The 18,278-nt window shown below is 38.4% G+C and carries 12 protein-coding genes; 6 read left to right on the top strand and 6 right to left on the bottom strand.

Annotated elements, in window-relative coordinates; translation table 11 throughout:
- Window positions 1-440 precede the first annotated feature (440 nt).
- Window positions 441-4,100 (top strand): two-component regulator propeller domain-containing protein, encoded by a 3,660-nt coding sequence (locus CYTFE_RS0123655; RefSeq protein ID WP_027473843.1) that lies wholly within the window; start codon window positions 441-443, stop codon window positions 4,098-4,100.
- Here the strand turns inward: CYTFE_RS0123655 and CYTFE_RS0123650 are convergent.
- The gene (locus CYTFE_RS0123650; protein WP_027470370.1) at window positions 4,089-5,396 is read right to left on the bottom strand and encodes an IS701 family transposase; all 1,308 of its coding nucleotides are present in this window, start codon (window positions 5,394-5,396) and stop codon (window positions 4,089-4,091) included. The genes CYTFE_RS0123655 and CYTFE_RS0123650 overlap by 12 nt on opposite strands.
- Window positions 5,397-5,668: 272 nt before the next feature.
- On the opposite strand from CYTFE_RS0123650, the gene CYTFE_RS0123645 reads away from it, so the two are divergent.
- The 4 genes from CYTFE_RS0123645 (at window position 5,669) to CYTFE_RS27975 (ending at window position 10,162) form a co-directional block, all read left to right on the top strand.
- Window positions 5,669-6,106, top strand: coding sequence for a helix-turn-helix domain-containing protein (locus tag CYTFE_RS0123645; protein ID WP_027473842.1), 438 nt, complete (start codon window positions 5,669-5,671; stop codon window positions 6,104-6,106).
- 179 nt (window positions 6,107-6,285) lie between these two features.
- Entirely contained in the window at window positions 6,286-8,487 is a 2,202-nt protein-coding gene (locus tag CYTFE_RS27980) for a T9SS type A sorting domain-containing protein (RefSeq protein ID WP_052343401.1), read from the top strand.
- Window positions 8,488-8,703: 216 nt separating this feature from the next.
- A complete protein-coding gene (locus CYTFE_RS0123635; RefSeq protein WP_052343400.1) occupies window positions 8,704-9,288 on the top strand; it encodes a phage tail protein in 585 nt (194 codons plus the stop codon).
- 223 nt (window positions 9,289-9,511) lie between these two features.
- The gene (locus tag CYTFE_RS27975) at window positions 9,512-10,162 is read left to right on the top strand and encodes a T9SS type A sorting domain-containing protein (RefSeq protein WP_044213793.1); all 651 of its coding nucleotides are present in this window, start codon (window positions 9,512-9,514) and stop codon (window positions 10,160-10,162) included.
- A 195-nt stretch (window positions 10,163-10,357) separates the two neighbouring features.
- Here the strand turns inward: CYTFE_RS27975 and CYTFE_RS0123620 are convergent, their stop codons facing one another.
- Entirely contained in the window at window positions 10,358-12,868 is a 2,511-nt protein-coding gene (locus tag CYTFE_RS0123620) for a glycoside hydrolase family 2 protein (RefSeq protein ID WP_027473840.1), read from the bottom strand.
- 199 nt (window positions 12,869-13,067) lie between these two features.
- On the opposite strand from CYTFE_RS0123620, the gene CYTFE_RS0123615 reads away from it, so the two are divergent.
- Complete coding sequence (locus CYTFE_RS0123615) at window positions 13,068-13,829, top strand: IclR family transcriptional regulator (RefSeq protein WP_027473839.1); 762 nt, start codon at window positions 13,068-13,070, stop codon at window positions 13,827-13,829.
- Between the two features lie 185 nt (window positions 13,830-14,014).
- Here CYTFE_RS0123615 and CYTFE_RS30220 read toward each other — a convergent pair whose 3' ends face one another.
- From CYTFE_RS30220 to CYTFE_RS0123595, 4 genes are all read right to left on the bottom strand, one after another.
- Window positions 14,015-14,182 (bottom strand): hypothetical protein, encoded by a 168-nt coding sequence (locus CYTFE_RS30220; protein WP_154665724.1) that lies wholly within the window; start codon window positions 14,180-14,182, stop codon window positions 14,015-14,017.
- A gap of 225 nt (window positions 14,183-14,407) precedes the next feature.
- Entirely contained in the window at window positions 14,408-15,565 is a 1,158-nt protein-coding gene (locus CYTFE_RS0123605; protein WP_044213795.1) for a CaiB/BaiF CoA transferase family protein, read from the bottom strand.
- A 73-nt stretch (window positions 15,566-15,638) separates the two neighbouring features.
- Complete coding sequence (locus CYTFE_RS0123600) at window positions 15,639-16,784, bottom strand: CaiB/BaiF CoA transferase family protein (RefSeq protein WP_027473837.1); 1,146 nt, start codon at window positions 16,782-16,784, stop codon at window positions 15,639-15,641.
- A 282-nt stretch (window positions 16,785-17,066) separates the two neighbouring features.
- Window positions 17,067-18,221 (bottom strand): extracellular solute-binding protein, encoded by a 1,155-nt coding sequence (locus CYTFE_RS0123595; protein WP_044213799.1) that lies wholly within the window; start codon window positions 18,219-18,221, stop codon window positions 17,067-17,069.
- Between the last annotated feature and the right edge of the window lie 57 nt (window positions 18,222-18,278).

Below are 18,278 nucleotides of genomic sequence, written 5' to 3'. Positions count from 1 at the left end.
TGATTTTAATAGATTTCCTAATAGTGATTCTGTCTATCGCATTGCACGATATGTATATAAATGCTGAATCATGTTAACAAATGTACTTTGATTTTAATAGATTTCCTAATAGTGATTCTGTCTATCGCATTGCACGATATGTATATAAATGCTGAATCATGTTAACAAATGTAAATGGAAGATAAATCGCCATAGGGGAGTAAAACGTAATTTAAAGGATGCCATTTGAACACCAAAGGGGTATTTGAAAACATACTGGGGGCGTATGAGAACCCATAAAGAAACAACTTTTTACACTTGTTGTAAAAAGCGTTTTAATAATGTATAAAAAGAACTAAATTTGATTTTCAGATCAAGTAGGTACAGGCTATTAGATGTACTTCATTTTATGATCAACCAACAATCCATTACCACTTTATTTAGCATCTTAAAATATTAAAATGATATATTCGAATCGTTTCAAGCTATTAAACTTACTATTGGCAGCCGTCCTTTTTATTCTTCAAGCTAAACTCGTGGCACAGCCCCCCCATATAGATAGCGATTTTATCAAGATCAGAAATCTAACAGACCAACCACAGAACGATGTGAATCAAATATATAAAGACAAAAGCGGATATATGTGGATTGGCACCTTGGATGGCTTGCATAGATATGACGGATACAGTTACAAGACCTATAGAGTCAATGAAGGAGAACACAGCATATCCAGCAACCTGATCAAAAGCATTGATGAAGATAGTTTTGGTAATATATGGATAGGAACCTACGACAAGGGCATCTCAAAATTTGATCCTTTAACAGAAAAATTCACAAACTTTTATAATACACCCCACAACACCATTTTTAATAGTAATGATGTCACTTCATTGATTGTAGATAACAACAATATTCTCTGGTCAGGAAATATGTTAGGTATTAATCGGATTGAGTTAGATACCGCGATGAATAAGATCATAAAGGTAGACATCCTTAACGATCACAACCTAAAAAGAACAAATTTTGTAAATATTACAAAAGTCATTCATCAAGATAGAAATCAAAACATATGGATTGGAACAAACCAGTATTTATATCGGATCATAAATCCATATGTTTCTGTTGATAAAATGAAATTAGCCTCCTACGAACTCAATATAGAATCTATTTGTGACGGACCCCACGGAATTATAGCAGGTACCTTTTACAATGTTGTTGAAATCTCAAACCAAAACAATCAGCTTATCATCAACGACATATATCCACTAAGGGGCAGCTCCATACTTTACCATGAAAACATGATTTGGGTAGGAAACCGCAAAGGCTTATACACGCTCTCCCAAAAGGATAAGCAATGGATTCCTACGAATCATTTCAATGAAAACTTTACCGACAATAGCTTAAGTTGCAACTTGGTTACCTGGCTTACCAATGATATCAACGGACAAGTATGGATTGGAACAAGAGGAGGCGGTGTGAATATTGCATACACCCAAAACAAAAGGTTTCAACATTATAAACACACACCGACACCAGGTAGCTTAAGCAATAATTTATGTCGAAGCATTTTTGAAGATCATAAACAAAATCTATGGATTGGTACAGAGGAACAAGGTATTAGCTATTTACCTAAAGATGCCCATTACACCAATGGTTTTCAACAAATAAATGTAAATGCCAATCTCAATGCCAACAGAGCATACTGCATTGAAGAAACCATTTTACCCCATTCTACCAAACACAATAGTTTAGTCTGGGTAGGTACCAGTTACCCCACTTCATTGGTTGTGTATGACCAGGAAACATTACAAGCCAAACCTCGTCCTGACCTATTTAACGATTTTGGTTTTGTTTTTGCGCTGGAAGCGACGGATGACTCCACCATATGGATTGGCACCTATAGCTCAGGGCTGTTTCGGGTAAACTTTAATAAGGATGGAGATATCACCCGCTACATCCAGATGGTACCCGATGATTCAAATCCTCATTCTATTTCATCTTTTATCATCAGAAGCATTCTAAAGGACAGCCAAGGAAACATTTGGGTAGGTACCGACAAAGGAATAAACAGACTTAGCAAAGAAGAAGCCATAGCCCCCAACCCTCAGTTTGAAATCTTTACTACCGAGAACAAACACGCTAATTTAACCCATGATTATATTCTACAAATATTTGAAGCCAAAGATGGTACCATATGGATCGGAACCATGGGTGGAGGTCTTTTAAAATACAATGCCCCCCCAACCTACGACCAGGTATCATTTACAAACTACACAAGCGATAATCTACTCCCTAACAACACCATAAAATCCATTACCGAAGATCCATCGGGCTTTCTATGGCTTACCTCCAATAAAGGATTAACCCGCTTTAACCCCACCACAGCAGAAGTTATTAATTACGATATCACAGATGGCCTACAAGACAATGAGTTTTCAGAGATTTGTGCGCTCATCCGAAAAAATGGTCAAATCATACTAGGAGGCATCAAAGGATTTAATGTCTTTTATCCCAATCAAATCAAATCAGATCTTATAAAACCACGTATATACTTAACCGATCTTCAAATAAAAAACCAGTCAGTTAAGACCGGCGAAAATTCAATCCTAACACAATCTATGCAGTTTACGGATGAAATTAGATTAAAATACAAAGACAATAGCTTTAGTATAGGATTTGTTGGATTAAACTATAACGCCCCACAAAAAAACAATTACCAATATATTTTACAAGGATTTGATGAGCAATGGTACAAAGCAAGCCCCGACAACAGAACGGCCAAATATACCAATGTACCCCCTGGCGAATACATATTTAAAGTACTGGGTTCAAATAGTGATAATATCTGGAGTGACACACCTGCTTCCGTTAAAATAATTATCGCCCCTCCTTTTTTTCAAAGTCCACAGGCATTTGCACTTTATTTTTTAATTATTATTGGTTTTATATGGTTGCAAAGGTACTTATCTGCACAAAAAAACAAACAAAAAAATCAGCTACTATTGGCCAATATGGAAAAAGAAAAGGCCGAAGAAATATCACAAATGAAACTTCGCTTCTTTACAAATATATCTCATGAATTCAGAACGCCCCTTACCCTCATATCGGCTCCATTAGAAAAACTCATAAAAAACAACAGTTATTCAACCAATGAGGAGCGGCTTACCTTATATCAACTCATGAACCAAAACATCAAAATAATGATGCGATTGATTAATCAGCTTATGGATTTCAGAAAGCTAGAGCAGGACAAGCTCAGTCTGCAAGTAAGTCATATTAACCTATCCGAATTTATTGAGACTATTTTTAACTCATTCAAAGAGTTGGCCCACCAAAAACAAATTGATTATCAACTAAATGACAAGTATGCGCCCATCATGGTATGGGCTGATCCTGAAAAGCTGGAACGAGTGGTGTATAACATATTGGCCAATGCCTTTAAATATTCCCCTAACGGCAAATCAATATTAGTAAGCATTCTCAGTGATGAACAACATGTCTCCATCGCCGTTAAGGATACAGGAATCGGAATCAAACATGAAGTACAGGATCACATCTTCGAACGATATTTCAGAGACAATACGCAACCAGAACCCAATATTGGAGGAACAGGAATAGGTTTAGCCCTAAGCAAAGCAATGGTAGAACTGCACCACGGTACAATTAGCGTTGAAAGCGAAGAAAATAAAGGAAGTACCTTTACTGTTTCATTGCCTCATGGCAACACTCATTTTAAGTCCGAAGAAATAAATAAAACTGAACACCCATACCATTTCACCAGCCTTAGCACTGGAGCTAACAAAATTACCGATACAAACCATATTCTTAACAAGAACTCCCTTTCTAAATCAAAAGTATTGGTAGTGGAAGACAACCATGACCTAAGATTATTCATTGCCCAATCACTTAACAATGAATATGAAGTATATGAGGCAGAAGACGGACGGCAGGCCTTAGATATGTGCGAAGAAGTAATGCCAAACCTGATAGTCAGTGATATTATGATGCCACATATGACCGGAATACAACTCTGCAAATCCATAAAAACAACCGAGTTAACAAGCCACATCCCCGTTATCTTATTAACGGCTAATTCTACTTTAACAGATTTATTGCTTTGAATAACAGAGGTCTATGTCACGCTGTCGCTTTTCATGTCGCTGCTGCAGTTTTTCCAGCATCCGTTCATCGGTCATTTCACGATAAAATTTGTATACCATAAAATCCATAATGTCTCTTGCCGACAACAATGGGACTTCGTCTTGATTCAATAGTTTTTCTTTCAGCATAAAGCTGCCCACCATTAAGTTGAGGGCTACTTGGTGATGCCATGACAGCCATTTGCGGGTTTGGAACTGATCCAAGCCTACTATCTGTTTTTGCTCTTTGAAGCTATGCTCAATGAAAAAGCGTTGTGCCTGCATGTATGCCAGCGCCTGATGCGTGTATTGAGCAAGTTCTGCGTTAGTGAACGAATATTTTATTTCTACTCCCTGCTTTGTCTTTCTTTTCGAAATGACCAGCAACCGTTTCTCAACAATGTTCTGAACCTTATCCCAAATGTAAACTGTCTTAAAATGGAACAATCCCTTCAGCTTTCCCTTGGCAGAATCACGAATGTCAAGCTTTTTCCAGTCCTTGTTTGTAAGCGTTTCTATATATTCGTTAGCGTTTACCGATGGGGTGCTTGCCTTCGGCCTTTTGGGTGGGCGCCCACGATTGCTCTTTCGCTCTGGAATATGTAGTTCTGGTTTTTCAAGGTGGATTTTTTGATCGCTATGAATGTCAAGCATGTACACCAAACCCATATCCTCAACCGAACGGGTAAACGCAAGGTCATTGCCATAAAGTCCATCCCCCCCAACGTAATCGAACTCGATACCCATTTCCAGTTGGTGCTTCACAATATCTGTAGCCAGCTCCGGTTTTGTCTTGAAAACCCTGTCCTCTTTGGGGATGCCAGCAGTTTCACACCTGGCGTTGTTAGTACACCATGACCTTGGAAGGTACAGTCTCGTGTCGACCAACGCTGCATATTTGTCCGTGCACAAGCAACCAAAAACTGCAACCTGCGAGTTTGCAGTCTTCCCAACGTTCCCGCAATACTGGTGATCAACACCAATGCTTTTGTCACCTTTTTTCACCCATCCGCTTTCGTCTATGAGTAATCCTTTTAATTTTTGGTTTGGGAGTGATTGGTCTACCTGATTTGCTATTTGGTCGATGACAGCTCTTGCATCCCAATTGGATTCGGTGATAAAATGCTGCATCTTATGGTAGTCTGCGTTTAATGTCTCAGTGATGCGTTCGATGTTTTTCAAATCGCTTAAAGCTAGACCTTCGACGTATTGAGTAGCTTTGTCGAAGTTGGATTTTGTTCTATTTTTAAAATGGTGCTGAAATTCAGATAAATACACTTCAAGTCGGTTGTTGACCGCTAGCAGTGTTTTACCATTATTCGTATATTTTTTTAAGTTTTTCGCCCGTTACCCATTGCAAACTTGAGTTTTGTTCTTTGTTTCAATTGCAATATACTAATTTACTGTTTATTACGAAAGAAAAACAATACTAAATTATCGTTTTTTCAGTGATCATTTTAATCTGTTAAAGTAGAACTAAAAATACTGTAGAATCACAAATAGAAGGATATGAAACCGGAGCCGATGGATATCTGAATAAGCCTTTTAATATGGACGTACTGAAAGCCTCTATCCTGTCTATCTTAAAAAACAGAGAACAGCTCAAGCGTAAGTTTCAAAAAGAAATAGAAATAACACCCAATCTGGTTACCAATAATTCAACGGACTCAAAGTTCATGGATAAGATTCTGTCCATCATCGAAGAACATTTATCCGACTCCCAATTCACAGTGGAAATACTCGCCGAAAAATATGGTGTCTCCAGAATATACCTAAACAGAAAAATTAAAGCATTAACAGGGGAAACTTCCAACCAATTTATTCGAAATATACGCCTAAAACATGCCGCCGAATTATTAAAACGGGGCGAAATGAATGTGTCAGAAGTTACCTGGATGGTAGGATACAATGACTTAAAAACTTTCAGAACAAGATTCAAAGAAAAATTTGGTGTAAGTCCTTCAGAATTTGCCAATAATAACAAATAAACAGTATTCCCCATAATCATCACACTCTCCTATCACCCTAAAACGGGTGATAGGATATGTAAAACCCAGTGCATAAACGCATTTAGTTTTCAAACACACACCATATACATTCGTTATCCCTCCTGTGTTCAAGCCATTTTCATTTTACTTTTAAATCGTAATCATATAAAAAAGCAAAGATGAAAACTTGGTTAATTATTATTGGATTAGTAATAGGGTATCATGTATTAGCCCAGAATATAGATGTGGATATCCACTTGAACATTCAGCATACAGTTGGTGAGGTATCGCAATTTGAGAGAAAAAAATTCATTAATCTCCATGCTTCTTTAACTGAAAGTGATTGGGATGGTGAAGAAGACAAATTAAAATATATACTCGAGGACTTAGACGTATATTTGGGAAGAGACAATGGCTCATTGGGTTGGAACATGAATCAATCGACCGAAGATCCAGAAAATCCAGGTTTCGTAGATCCTTCATACATGATCTCTCAAGGCAAATATGTCCGAGAAACCGTCTATGGCATCAATAATGCATCACGTCATGCGTACGAGAGCAGAGCAGATATCTTGGTTGGCGGACAAGAAAAGCCCTTTTGGCCCGGACAAACTACCACTCCTTATACCGGTAACCCCGGATGGAAAATAACCAGTGCGAGTACATCCGGTGATTTTATGGGACAATTTTTTAATGAATTCTACAGAAACGATGGCGAACCTTCCTCCAAAGGACATCCACGCCCTCGATTTATGGAAATCATCAATGAGCCACTTTATGAACTTGTAGACGAGGGAGACCACACCCCCACAGAGGTCTTTGAATACCACAATGAAGTGGCTGCAGCTATCAGAACACACAATCAAAACATACTAATTGGGGGATACACTACTGCCTTTCCGTACTTTGACGAAAACAACTTTAATCGTTGGGACGAGAGGATGAAATTATTTTATGATATCGCAGGAGCCAATATGGATTTTTTCTCCATTCATTTATACGATTTTAATAAACATCATTATAATAATGGAACAGCCTTCCATGGCCCAATCAATTTCAAAGGAAGTCGTATAGAAGCTACATTCGATATGATGGAACAATATAGTCAGCTCAAGTTTGGAAAAGTAAAACCTATGCTTATATCAGAATTCGGTGGCCGTGACCATTCCATCGAATGGAAAGAATGGACACCCATAAGAGACTGGCAATTTATAAAAGCTGTCAGTCCTATGTGGTTACAATTTATGGACAGACCTAACCTAATACTAAAAACCATACCTTTTGTTGTGACAAAAGCAGAATGGGGACGCACCTCGGTACCATATCCATGGAGATTGATGCGCCAAGCCAAGGAAGCTGATGGTGAAACAGGAGAACAATGGGTATTCACCGAAATGATAAAGATATATGAATTATGGAGTCAGGTAAATGGATCCAGAGTAGTTAGCAAATCCGAGAATCCGGACATCCTGGTGGACAGTTATGTTGACGGAAACAAGGCATACTTTATTGCCAGCAACCTGAACTACGAGCCGGAAACAATCCACATGCACCTATTGGGCACAGATTCCAACACCCTGTTAAAGGTAGAAGTGAAACACTTACATTTAGCAGGTAACAGTCCGGTACTCGATACCAACACATTAACCCCAGATAAAAACATGACTTTCACCTTAGATACCGAAGCCACTGCTATCTTTGAATATACCTTTGATCAGGAGCTAAATACGGGTGAGTCCATGAAAGAAACAAAATACTATGCAGATGTATATAAACAAGAAATCGTATCATCTGCTCCGCAAGTTTTCCATATCAATTCACTGACCCTAACAGACCATAATCAGGCCACGCTTAGAGTAGCTTTTGGCCGGGCACACACCCTGTCCAAAAAACCACAGATTTTAGTAAACGGCACCGCAGTTGCTGTTCCTACAAACTATCGTGGAGATGATCAACACCTGCGCTCACAATTTTTTGGCATGCTCGAAATCCCAGTTCCCGATGATCTACTTAAAGCAAACAACACCATTTCAATACAATTTCCTGACAACGGAGGGTATATCAGTAGTGTAACCATGCGTGTCTACAATAGCACCATAGAAATCACAGGTCCTACTGACGTAGGAATAAAAAAAATAAACGTAAATGCAGATATAAAAATATATCCCAATCCCACCAACAATTATACAGATATAGTTATTCCTGAGGAATTAATGACCGGTAGCATATCGGTATTCAACACAAATGGTGTCGCATTATACAATGAAAAAATAACACAAAAAAAACACAGACTCTTAGTAAGCAAATATCCAGCAGGCATATACCTTATCACCATCCAAAACGAAAAATATATTGGTTCTCAAAGATTGGTTTTACAATAGTAAAAATGTATTCACGTGTTTAAATTATTTTTCGATAGTCAGATTATTCACCAAATTTTATGTTCAAAAGAGTTCATAAATACGGTGTATTTCATTCACCGGTATGTCAATTAAATGATTGAATTTTCATATTATTGAAACCTTTCGCATATTCAGATCGTTAACTCCTCAATAGCGTCCTTTTACAATTTACGATGCGCTAATAAACTTATTCATATGAAGAAAAACACATTAGTTTTATTGATGTTAGGATGCTTAGTCTGGGGTAATTCAAACAAAATTTTCTCACAAGAAAGTTATTTAGGAGATATTAAAATAACTGCCATAACCTTTGCTCAAGAAGGATGGATGGATTGTAACGGCCAAGTACTCCAAATCATTTCAAACCAGGCATTATTTTCATTATTGGGGACAACTTACGGAGGCGATGGAAGAACAACATTTGCTTTACCTGATTTACGAGGCAGAGTACCCATCCACACTGGAACAGGCAATGCACTAACCACCTATACACAAGGGGAAAGAGCCGGTTCTGAATTTGTTCACCTAACAGAAACCCAACTCCCTGCGCATAGTCATAGCGTCTCTGTTAATTCCCTGTCGGGTACAAGTAGTCAGGCGGAAGGCAACTATCTGGCCAACAGTGGTGTTTTCGACAAAGAATATGCCACATCAACAGACAAAACAAACACGGTAATGATTCAATCAACCGGAGGAGGAACTGCTATCGAAAACAGACCACCTTTACTAACCGTACGTTATGTAATTTGCACCCAAGGTCTTTATCCACCACGCAATTAGTTAAACCGATCTGTTAGTAAAGCCTTACTAATTTAGAAATTGATGAAACGAGCTAAGGAAATTATTTCACACAAAAGGGTATAATTCGTTTCAACAAGTTCCCTATAACCATGGAAAGATAAATTTAAACATGAAACTAACATGGCCGGCACAAATAATTAAACACACAGGTGAATGATTGAAATTTGTGCTAGCTAGTGATGTTTCGTTAATTTTTAAACGGATGAAGAATACTTTACAAAGAAGTAAAACAATAATGATGCTCTGCTTTTTGCTGGGTTCCATCCATGCATCGGCAGTTATGGCTCCAACAAGTACCATAGAAATATCGGGGCCTTGCATTACAGGAACAATAGTTCTTTATGAAGAAGGAGTATTAGATGGTAAAGCATACTATACTGGAACTGGCACTATCTGGAACTATCCCAACGTGTCCTTTGCTATTCATTGGGATATGGCAGAAAGCAAATGGTTTCTGTCTCTGAGCGGACAGCCATTCTGGTACAACGAGGATGATACAAATCAACCTAATTCGACCCTATTAAGCGGTAACTGGACACAGGCCATATTAAGCGAAGGATCGTGCGACGTAGTTATTCAAGGTTCTGCCACTAACTTACCAACTCCCACAAGCATTGAGACTACCACAGATGAAATGGTGAATATTTATGCCCACCAAAATACCATAAACGTTTCTATAGAAGAAGCAACAGAAGCCAGTATAACCGTTTTTGACATTAGCGGTCATAAAGTAAAAGAAATGAATACGTCGGATAAAAAAAATCAGATTAACGACCTACCCAATGGAATCTATATCATAAAAGTAAAAGCAGCTAATAAAATAGCAACCGAAAAAGTCATCTTAAAGGACTAGTTATATAAAAAATATCAGCGTTACACTAACAAAAAGAACGTGTAGATAAGGATATCATCTACACGTTCTTTTTTTCATTTTCAACAATACCAATACAACCGTTACTTGAACCGAAAAACACAATTGAATATCCATTACGAAGTTCCAATTCATCATCCGGTTTGAATGGTATCATGGTAAACAGTTCTCCAATACTTACTCATATTCGCTCGCCTTAGGGTGCTCAGTATCACTCTGGTAATCTTTTCCATTCTTACGCCCCATTTCATCAAAGAATCTAAAATAATTACCATAGGTAAATTCGGCATTGCGCTTACGCATAGCATCACCCATCTTTTTAAACTGAGCCGAAGCTTCTTTTTGGTCACCAATCAAAAATAAATATTCATTGGACGAAATAGAATTTCCGGCCTTATCTTTCATATTCAGATGAATCGTAAATTGCTGATTTACTTTAGACAACACATCCGCCTCAATATCAAAATACTTTTGGGCACTATTCTCATCTACCTTATCCATATTAAATGTCGATGAAAAGATTCGCTTCCCTTTATCATCTCTTACTTCCATTTCAACGGTACTTTTTCCGAAGGACTGATATAGATCATTCACTACCCAAAGTTCTCCTTTAAAAGGCTCCTCTCTATGCCAACGTCTCTTTTCAAAATTCAAATTTACCAACAATGGCTGATAAGCTCGCTTCACAAATTCATAAGAACGCTTTGGCTGCTGATAATTATCTATGATACCCCACTTCATATCGGGCCAATAGGTGATCCAATGGCACAGAGAAATACCACTTAAATTAGGTTTATGTCTTCTCAAGTACTCAACCCCATATTGAAATATCATTCCCTGCGCATCTTGTGTAGCATCAACAAACTCTTGCAATGAACCCAATTTCTCATCACCAAAGCTATCCCAATTTTGCATGCGTAATCTATCTAAGTCGGCCCAATGGTGTCCCCAGCTTAATCCAGGAGGCCACATTTCATTTTCCGGGATAAACTTCTTCAGACTTTCCACATTAGGTACCGAAGTAATGGCAAATTCAGGTATAATAGGATAATCCAGTGTTCTAAACCAGTCTTCCATCAACCATCTTCCCATACCATAAAAGTAGGCCAAGGCATGCTTAGCTTCTTTAGGTTTAAAACCTGCCTCTATAGACACCTCACAGGTAAGTGGTGAATCCGGCACATAAGGCAGTTTAGCATATCGTTGTAATGTATCGCCCAGCTCCTCCAAAAAAGCTCTACCAAAATGAGCATCTTGGGTACGCAACAACATTTCCTCTCCTCCTTCCATCATGATCAAAGAAGGATGATTACGTCGCTCCTTAATCACTGCGGCCGCCTCTTGCATGATCCGGTTAATTCCTTTTCTATCCTGTGGAATATTGCCCGTACCTAACGGAATCATATCTTGCCATACCGTCATACCCATCTCATTACAATATTCATAAAACTCGGGAATTTCGGGTGGATGCCATCCAAAAATACGGATATTGTTCAGATTGGCTTCTTTGGCCAAACGAATCAATGTTTTATATTCATCGGGATTGGTTCTTCCCACAAAGATATCTGGTGGACCTCCCCAGCAGGCTGACCGAATAAAATGAAACTTACCATTAATATAAGTAGAACGAGGAAAGCTTACGTCAACCCCTCTTTTGAATCCTGGATTCCACTTAGAACTTACTTCGCGTATCCCAAAAGTTATCTCTTGTGCATCATGATTTACGGCACCTTCTTTTAAAGAAACCTTGGCCGTATACAAATTCGGTTTTCCCAGATCCCAGGGCCACCAAAGCAAGGGTTTCTTCACATGAATAGTTTTCGTAACTATATGCTTTCCTGGTTTTACCCACTGAGTCATCTTCTCCATCAAGGACTTGGATTCAAAATTCTTACCCTCCATAGAAGCAACAATAGTCATCTCTTTGGGTTGGTCTGTCGTATTTTCCAACTCCACTTCCATACGTACGTCAGCACTACCATCCTTGTTTAAACTGGTGTTGGCATAAACATCCATAATACGAACCTTACCTGTGGAAACCATTTTAATCGTCCTACTTATTCCAAAGGGAATCAAATCGCGCCAGTAGTCTCCAAACCATGGCGTTTTCAACCCAGCCACCTTTGCATTGACTTTTGGGGGAGGATCCAACTTGATCATCAACATATTTTTACTATCGATGTTCTTTTTTGAAACCCGCAAAACGTCGTTAATATCAAACGAAAAAGAAGAAAAAGCTCCCTTATGACTTCCTAAATGCACTCCGTTCAACCACACATCACAACTATAATCCACCCCTTCAAAAACAAGCCGAACCACCTGATCAGTAACATCCTCGGTCACATTAAACTGGTAGGCATACCACCACTCATATTGCTGAACCCATTGAGCGCGCACGCTGTTTCTTCCAAAATAAGGATCATCAATAACACCACACTTCCATAAATCAGTATATACATCCCCAGGAACAAAGGCTGGATTCCAAAAGTTGGTTTCAATATCGGCAGGAGGAAGTTCATGCAAACCTTCTTTTACACCTTGCCCCGGTAACATCATCTTCATTTTCCAATGATGCCCTCCTAAATCACGCACCACCTGACTATTCTCAGTGTGCGAATTAATTGTTCCAGGCTGTGCCCACAACAATACCGGGAATATAATCCATAAAAAAAATACAATCTTTTTCATTCTTAAATTTTAAAATTCATTCCGCTTCATGATTCATTATTCAAATATGAACTTATTTGTTATATTTAAACTGGGGTAAAATAAACGAAAAACGTCCTCATATTAAGGTCTGCTCTCATTAGTCGTCTTGACTTTACATAGACAACAATGGATTTCGCATTATTTTAATAATTTTACCCATGAAAATAAACACACGGATATGACAAAATATGATGCTCCTGCCTTAGATAAAGGATTAGACATACTAGAATTTTTATCTTCACAATCGATACCACAATCACAATTGGAAATAGCAAACGGTATCAGCCGCAAGCCCAACGAAATATACCGCATGCTTATTAACCTTGAAAAAAGAGGTTATATAGTAAAAGATCCTGCTTCGGGAAAATTCAGTCTAACACTTCGTCTATTCCATTTAGCACACCACCATTCACCGGTGGACATTATGGTAAAAGCATCTGAAATGCATATGCAGAACTTGGCATACTGCATAAACCAATCGGTTCATTTAGCTGTTTTGCATCACAATAAATTAATGATCATAGCACAAGTACAAAGCCAAACGCCGGTTTCGTTATCGGTAGAGATAGGCAGCTTATTCCCCTTAGCAAAAACCGTATCCGGGAAAATAACTCTGGCACACCTAAAGGAAGAAAATAGAAAACAAATCCTCACATTATGTGATGATTACCAAGCCATGAAGGCATCTGAAAAAAAAGCCCTACTGAATGAGCTACAGGATATAAAAAAACATTCTTGTATTTGTAACAAAAGTATGCTAACAGAAGGAATAACAGATTTTGCAGCACCTATCTTCAATATGCATCAAGAGATGATTGCTGTATTGGCTGTTTCTACTTTAACATCACAAATGCGAAAGCTAGTGACTGCCGAAGAAATTGAAAATGAAATTTTAAAAACAGTGCATAAAATAAGAGAATCTTTGGGAATTATTAAGTAGTCTTTGCAAGAAAACTCCAAATACTGCGTTATTCTCATTTTTGAAACAGTTATTTACAATCAGTAAACTCCTTGGTTTCAAAAATATCGAAAGCCTTGTCTTTGAGGCTTTCTTATCAAAGACAGAAAAAACAGTCGTTTTCTTGCAGCCACTAAGTAAGACCGTAAGCGAAATTCTAGAACCGACTAGCGATAGGCCATAACAACCTGAATATCACCCATATCAACAATACATTCCATAAAAAGGCATCGTACGTTTATATGCCAAGGCTGAACTTTTTGACCCTTCCAAGCAAAACGATAAGAGATATCAGATATTTTATTAATTCCGAATAATACATTAGACTTCATCATAAAAATTAAGAATGCAATCAATCAAGACCATGTTAAGACGAGGCACAGCCACCTATAATAACTTAAAACAAGTTAGCTAGCTTGATTGGCAACAATATTAATTGTAATATATTTTCTAATGCATCATTCGGTTTCAAGGAGTTTTATAATCAAGCTACTAATCGAAAGGTGTTCAACCATCCATAAAACAGATTAGCCAATCGTACGCGTAAACACGACTCATTCTTACAAAGAAAACTTCTTTTTAATCTCTTCGGTATTCTCACCCAGTTTTGGGGTTCCACACTCAGAAGTTAACCACTCTCCATTTATTTGAATAGGACAACGTGTTGTTTTAAAGCGATACCCATCGCGCATAGTCACCTCTTGAATCATGTTTAACATTTTAAAAGCTTCAGTATCAAATAGTGTTTTCCAGTCCATCACTTCGGCACACCATATGTCAGCAGGCTCAAGCACGTCCAGCCAGTCTTGTGTATTTTTAGTTTTTAGATGATCACTCAGAATCTCCTTAATCTCATCCCGTTGCGTAAACCAACTAGCTGGCTGGGGATACTTCTTCAACGACGGACATCCCAACAGTTCTCCCAATACCGGAATTTGTCCCATAGCCAGTGCAATAAAACCATTATTAGTAGGATAAACCCCATATGGAGCGCCCAAATATGCATGCGCAGAATTTGTCTTGGGACGTACCGTAGGCTCACCTCCATCACAAAAATAAGCGGTTACCGATTCAAATTGGTATTCCAATGCCGACTCCAACATACTTACTTCGACGCGTCCTCCTTGTCCTCCCGAAGTTTTACGGAATAAACAAGCCAATATTCCCTGACACAGGTGGGCTCCAGACAATATATCAACCACCCCTAAACCAATGGGTACAGGTCCATCACCCTCATTGCCATTGAGCTGCGTCAAACCCGAAATCGACTGTATCAATAAATCCAATCCTGGTTTATCTTTCCAGACTCCTTCTTTGCCATAACCAGATAACTCAGCATACACAATGTCAGGCTGAATGGAAGTAATGGTATTATAATCGATACCTAAACGTTCCACTACGCCGGGACGAAAGTTATGAATCAAAACATCAGCCTGTTGAATTAACTTATAAACCTTTTCCCTCTCCGTCTGATTTTTCATATCAGCCTGATAACTCAGTTTATTTCTATTAATTGCATGAAACATGGACGATTCATCATTCATCACCAAGTTTGAAAAATAAAGACTTCGACAACGATCTCCTGTATTAGGCTGCTCTATTTTAATAACGCAAGCACCTAAATCCGCCAATCTCAAACTGGCCGAAGGTGCTGAAAGATATTGACTAAAATCAATTACCAATATCCCTTCCAATGGTTTATTTATTTTATTATTCATTTTTTTGATGTCAATACCGGCACGTAATTCTTATCCACATAGGGAGCTAAGAATATAAACGACCTATAGTAGGTTAAATACCAAATTCTTTTTCTATTAAAACATTATCTTCCCCAGGTTTAGGAGCCGATTTTCGATGAAAGCTTCGTTGTCCATCTATTCGAATGGGACAACGCGTGGTTCTCATGGTAATACCATCCGAAGTCTCCACTTCCTGATCCATTTTCAACACGCGATATCCTTCATGATTAAATAAATCGCGATAAGTATATATATCAGAACAACTCAAGTCGAGTCCTTCAAAAATACCCAGCCAATGAGCATTCGTTTCTTTTTCGAAATACGGCGAAAGAAAAGCCATAATTTCATCACGTTTCACAAACCAGGTTGCCTTATCTGCATATGCTTCGGGCAATTCAACACCCATTACTTTTGTCAATTCATCCAACGAAATAAGTGCAATTGCAATATAACTATCTTTGGTTTTATAGATCCCATAGGGAGCATCCAGATAAGCATGTGCATTACCCTTCTTAGCACGTTGTGGCAATTTATTACCATCGTTTAAATAAGTGGTAATCACCTCAAATTGAATATCTAAGGTTGACTCTAACAAACTGACCTCAACCAAGGCCCCTTTTCCTGTTTTATTACGTTGAATAAGTGCGGCCAAAATACCCTGTACCAAGTGTACACCAGTAAAAATATCTGATGTTGCCAAGCCACTTGGAGTTGGATTATCATCGGCATTTCCACTCAAATGAACTAAGCCGGATAAGGATTGAATTAACAAATCCTGGCCCGGTTTTTTAGCCCATGGTCCTTTGGCTCCATATCCCGAAACCACACCATACACTATTTTTGGATTAATCGCAGCTACTGTATCATAATCTAAACCAATTTTATCCATCACGCCAGGACGAAAGTTATGGGTCATCACATCAGCCTTTGCAATAAGTTTTTTCACCTTATCCAGATCGGCCGGATCTTTCAAGTTAGCTGCATAGGACTGTTTATTTCTATTGGCTGTATGAAAAACCATACTACTTTCATCAATAAACAAATTTTTTATGGCTATTTGCCTACCGGCCTCACCTGTTCCTGGGCGTTCTATTTTAATGACTCTTGCTCCCAGATCCGCCATCTTTAAACCAGCTGACGGTCCCGCCATAAATTGAGCAAACTCTAATACTGTTATTCCTTTTAATGGTAAATTCATATATTTTAGTGTGCGTAGATTAAACCCGAAAAATGCATTAGAAAATCCATTAAGAAGTTCTAATGCATCATTCGGATTAAAGTAAAGATGCGACAGGTCAATCAAGACCTATCGCAAGCAAAAATTCATCTACATATTAAACTCATTATACGCAAACGATCAAGTATCACATACGCATTATATCTGCCTTCATCATTGTTCGTACATTACTTATAAAACATAAACAGTCCCATCAACCAAACACGGTCCCTTCACTGTATTTGTCTGACCATGCTATGCCGTTCAGGACTTATCTAATTCCAAGGACTGATAATATAATTCATTTAATCCAGCTAAAAGCTTTGTTTCATCACCTCCCTTCATCATATACTCACGAATAGGAGCCCCTGCTCTATCCTGAAAGTACATATGTCCATAATAACGAGGACGAAGAAAAGAGCGATCCAAGGCCGGCAATGTATCTACAAAAAAATCCATGGTATCCGCATTATTTTGTTGATCCAACCAGGCCGCCCTATGCCCTGGCTGTCCTCCATTGGTAAAAAAGATTCCTCTCTGAATATCCGAGGAACCGGCATATTCAGCAAATTTAACAGCCATCTCACGATGTTTACAATTTGCAGAAACAGCCAAGCCGGTACCACCCAATGTTGTAATCAATTTCTGCCCATCCAGCGCTACCATATCATGAAACTTCAACAATTTACGAGCATATCCTCTACGAGAATAGTTCGTATATCCATAAGCAAAAGGACTATAAAGATAATCATCGCTTAATGTCATTTTTTCATATACTTTTATTGGGTTGAAGTCATAATTTTCAGCTTTTATATTCTCACCCAAATCTCTGAGCATCTGCAAAGCTTTAATACCCACATTATCCGACACCACGCAATCTTTACACACACAAACATCCTCACCCAATGTAGAACACAGCATATAAAAGCTCATTAAGATATCCTGTGGTATACCAGGAATGGCAACCTTACCTGTTTTGGACAGCTCAACCAACGCATCCCATGTTTTAGGTAATTTCCATCCTTCACTTTCAAATAAGTCAGGTCGACTAGCTGCCACAGGAGTAGCCGCATCAATAGGTAAAGCCCATTGTTTACCACTAAAATGGTAGCTCTCAAATGATTTACCTACAGCATTGGCTGCCTGATCTTCCATATAACTACTCGGCAAATAATCGCTCAATGGTATGATCACCTTACTACGAGCAGCAAAACCCGTCCATGGATGATCGATAATTAAAAAATCGAACCGCTCTGCAAGCTGATCTATGGGTTCATCGGCAAAAGCCTGTAAAGAGCGCTTCTCCCAGGAGATTTCCACACCTGGATTCAATTCAGAAAAACGCTGTGCACATGCCACAATAGACGTAAAACCGCGACTATGATTCCAGGTAATTCCTTTAAGTTTTATATTATTCATATGAATCTAATATTTCTCGTTTAATAAGGGAATAAGTGATGGATGCTCCCAAAGCAT

Source organism: Saccharicrinis fermentans DSM 9555 = JCM 21142 (genome assembly GCF_000517085.1).
Taxonomy (GTDB): domain Bacteria; phylum Bacteroidota; class Bacteroidia; order Bacteroidales; family Marinilabiliaceae; genus Saccharicrinis; species Saccharicrinis fermentans.
Note: the sequence above shows the minus strand (reverse complement) of the source record. Positions and strands in the feature narration are given on the sequence as shown.

Excerpts from the sequence above, each read along its gene's own strand:
- CYTFE_RS0123595 (WP_044213799.1), bottom strand. The coding sequence starts at position 18,221 with ATGAATAATATAAAACTTAAAGGAATTACCTGGAATCATAGTCGCGGT.
- CYTFE_RS27975 (WP_044213793.1), top strand. The coding sequence starts at position 9,512 with ATGAAGAATACTTTACAAAGAAGTAAAACAATAATGATGCTCTGCTTT.
- CYTFE_RS27980 (WP_052343401.1), top strand. The coding sequence starts at position 6,286 with ATGAAAACTTGGTTAATTATTATTGGATTAGTAATAGGGTATCATGTA.
- CYTFE_RS0123605 (WP_044213795.1), bottom strand. The coding sequence starts at position 15,565 with ATGAATAATAAAATAAATAAACCATTGGAAGGGATATTGGTAATTGAT.
- CYTFE_RS0123655 (WP_027473843.1), top strand. The coding sequence starts at position 441 with ATGATATATTCGAATCGTTTCAAGCTATTAAACTTACTATTGGCAGCC.
- CYTFE_RS0123615 (WP_027473839.1), top strand. The coding sequence starts at position 13,068 with ATGACAAAATATGATGCTCCTGCCTTAGATAAAGGATTAGACATACTA.
- CYTFE_RS0123645 (WP_027473842.1), top strand. The coding sequence starts at position 5,669 with ATGGACGTACTGAAAGCCTCTATCCTGTCTATCTTAAAAAACAGAGAA.
- CYTFE_RS0123620 (WP_027473840.1), bottom strand. The coding sequence starts at position 12,868 with ATGAAAAAGATTGTATTTTTTTTATGGATTATATTCCCGGTATTGTTG.
- CYTFE_RS0123635 (WP_052343400.1), top strand. The coding sequence starts at position 8,704 with ATGAAGAAAAACACATTAGTTTTATTGATGTTAGGATGCTTAGTCTGG.
- CYTFE_RS0123600 (WP_027473837.1), bottom strand. The coding sequence starts at position 16,784 with ATGAATTTACCATTAAAAGGAATAACAGTATTAGAGTTTGCTCAATTT.
- CYTFE_RS30220 (WP_154665724.1), bottom strand. The coding sequence starts at position 14,182 with ATGATGAAGTCTAATGTATTATTCGGAATTAATAAAATATCTGATATC.